Origin of the sequence: Pedobacter sp. (genome assembly GCF_041662865.1) — a bacterium.
GTDB lineage: Bacteria > Bacteroidota > Bacteroidia > Sphingobacteriales > Sphingobacteriaceae > Pedobacter.
On the sequence record NZ_JBAZRL010000122.1, the window covers coordinates 1 to 2,702 of the forward strand.

At 35.2% G+C, this 2,702-nt stretch carries 5 protein-coding genes; 4 read left to right on the plus strand and 1 reads right to left on the minus strand.

The features are described from left to right. Positions 1-193 (plus strand): GNAT family N-acetyltransferase (locus WC622_RS16975; RefSeq protein WP_372820877.1); only part of this gene is annotated, 193 nt, incomplete at its 5' end. Here the strand turns inward: WC622_RS16975 and WC622_RS16980 are convergent. After that, positions 194-817, minus strand: coding sequence for a hypothetical protein (locus WC622_RS16980; RefSeq protein ID WP_372820878.1), 624 nt, complete (start codon positions 815-817; stop codon positions 194-196). 197 nt (positions 818-1,014) lie between these two features. Between WC622_RS16980 and WC622_RS16985 the strand changes: the two genes are divergently transcribed. The 3 genes from WC622_RS16985 to WC622_RS16995 all read left to right on the plus strand — a co-directional run. After that, positions 1,015-1,296 (plus strand): hypothetical protein, encoded by a 282-nt coding sequence (locus tag WC622_RS16985; protein ID WP_372820879.1) that lies wholly within the window; start codon positions 1,015-1,017, stop codon positions 1,294-1,296. A gap of 250 nt (positions 1,297-1,546) precedes the next feature. Beyond that, positions 1,547-2,197: a hypothetical protein gene (locus tag WC622_RS16990; RefSeq protein WP_372820880.1), complete on the plus strand. Its 651-nt coding sequence runs from the start codon at positions 1,547-1,549 to the stop codon at positions 2,195-2,197. Between the two features lie 126 nt (positions 2,198-2,323). Beyond that, the coding region (locus tag WC622_RS16995; RefSeq protein WP_372820881.1) for a DUF1800 family protein at positions 2,324-2,702 on the plus strand (379 nt) is incomplete at its 3' end.

Here is a 2,702-nt window from a genome sequence, read left to right on the forward strand (position 1 = left end):
TGTTTACCACACGGAAGTTAATCCAAAGGCCGAAGGGAAAGGTTTAGCAAAGATTTTGCTGAATGCAATGGTCAGTTATGCGCGTAAAAAGCAGCTGAAAGTTATTCCATTGTGTCCCTATGTACATGCGCAGTTTAAACGACATCCCGAAGAGTTTGCAGATGTGTGGACAAAGGATGACTACGACGATTAGTTACTTTGCACCGGCTTTTATTGCTTGATCCGTAATTGTATTCCATGCCGCATCAATCAAAATGAGCTCTTCGGTGACCTTGTCAAATTTAAGCCTAATCCAGCCGTAATGCGTTTTCCCATTTACCGATAAACGAGCAGACATGATAGTTGGCTGTCCGTTGCCCCATTGGCCTGCATAAGTCCTGTTCCCTCCATTGGGATCCTCATATCTGACACCTAAGATTGAATGTTCCTGTGTCCAGGTTAAGGTACTTTGAATAGGCATTGTTACTGTAAAACTATGGAGGTGCCCCATGTTTAAAAACTCCTCGTCATTTTGCTCGCCAGCAGCGGTCGAACTACCAAATACAGGATTTACACCTGCATATAAACGAACAGTCCCAGACATAACAGCATATTGAAGAAAATAAGAATAATCAATTACGCCATCATCATTAACATCTAGGTTCATCGGGTTCACATCAGATGCTTTTAATTTTCTATTTAATTCTTTATAGCTAATCGTTGGAGAATCTGGTAACTCCACGTTGGGTTTTTCTGGTACCGGGAGTTGTTCTTTCTTGCAAGCCGCTAGTCCAATAGCAGTCAAGATCATAAATAATATATGGCGAGTATTCATCATTCTACTTTATATAGTAAGACGACTATGTTGTCTAATTCGTTACAACTTATGTGTTTAATTTGTGTGGCAATTTCCTTATGGAGTATGCAAAATGTAAAACTTAAAAATTTTAAAACAAAATTAAAACTATTGTAAGTTGCTCTTTGTTAATGTAGTTACCTCGTTCTAATAAATATTTACCTTTTTAAAACTTTATTATGAAATCATCTTTGGCCAAAATTAAAAAAATGAACAATCTCATTACAAAAAGAGTTATTGAACTTCAGGATAAAGGTTACTTATATGATTTCATGTCCTTTGGTAAACATAAAATCCTGTGCCTACAAGATAGTGTTTGCTTTCATGCGCCCGACGTTTCTATTAAGTTGGTCGATCAGGTTTATGATCAGTTAACTAAAGGCTATAAATACATTCACATAGTCGAAACTGCAACGGGTCATAAAGGCTTGCTAATGGAAGATGGAATTCATCTTAATTAACTCGCAGCAGCATTCTTTAGAAAAACTTCGACTTCGGGCTTCTTTTCCTTTGCGTCTAATCTTTAACCAGTCAAAAATTTTAAACTTGATGGTTGTAATTTTCATTAACCATTTTAATACTTTTTTAATCTAAATTATACTTTTTCTACACTTCTTTTTTGTCATTTTTAATTTTATAACTTGATGGTAATTAAATAATTATAATCATAGAAATAGGAAAATGATGCGGACGATTTGTGAAAATGAACACGTGAGAAATCTCGCCAGCTTTGATGTTTTGATTGCAAAAATTGCTGAGCTCGGTAAATATTATAACCCTACGAAAGGAGGAATACAACTCGAAGCTTTAGGCATTGTGTCTCAAAATGCAAAAGCTGCCATTGCTAATGTAAACGCACTTACAAATCAGCATATTTATACGGTAAATGTTCGAGAAGCGGCTTTTGATTCTCTAAAGTTTTTGAATAAAAAACTATTTAAAGAACTACAGCTTACAACATGTATCAGTGAAACCGAGATCTATATGTTGATAGGAAGTAGTAAAATAATCTGCAATCAATTTGCTTCTCAACCACGATACGACTTCTTATTAGATAATTTTTGTAAAATCATTAAGTTGCTAAAAGCTAATTTACTTTATCTCCCTGAACAAGCAGAGCTGAAAGTAAGTAACCTAGAAGAATTTTATACAGCACTGTACTTAAAAAACAATGAGGTCAAAAGAATTAATGCCTTACTTAGCAACGCATGTTTAATCCGAAACGAGGTAATGTACAGGGAAGTAAATGGCCTCGTGGCATTATCAGCTGCGGTTAAGATGTATATCAAGTATCACTTTGGATGGGAAAGCACGCAGTTTAAACAGGTAGCTAATTTGGTGATCAAGAAAGCAAAATCTTAAACTTATGCAGCAAACAGGAATGATTATTTTGTTTTGCCAAGAAAATATAAAAGTTAAAGTCAGATTAATCCTTCTGCTTTTTAAATTGTCATAACGTTAAATCGAACCACCAATAACTAAATTACAATGAAGGGAAGAATTCACAACTTTTATATTTGCCTAGCTGGCTTCGGCATGTTATTGTTGCTAGCCTCTTTTGTTAGCTATACTAACTTAAACCTACCTTATAAAAAAGCTGGATTAACAGACGAGCAAGCTGCGGCCCATTTATTAAGTCGTTTTACTTATGGAGCAAAATCTGGTGATGTGGCATCTGTTGTTAGAATGGGCCTAGATAAATGGCTGCAACAGCAACTGGAAGGGCATTTGGAAGATGCAGAGTTGAATATGGCCCTTAGTAAATTCGAAGATATTAATTTAACGAATACACAAGTAGAAAATAGCTATCCAAGAAATGCCCAATTAATCAGATTTGCAGTCAGAGATGGGTATATTCATAAAGATT

Coding starts and splice junctions, on each gene's coding strand:
- WC622_RS16980 (WP_372820878.1), bottom strand. CDS start 817: ATGATGAATACTCGCCATATATTATTTATGATCTTGACTGCTATTGGA.
- WC622_RS16985 (WP_372820879.1), top strand. CDS start 1,015: ATGAAATCATCTTTGGCCAAAATTAAAAAAATGAACAATCTCATTACA.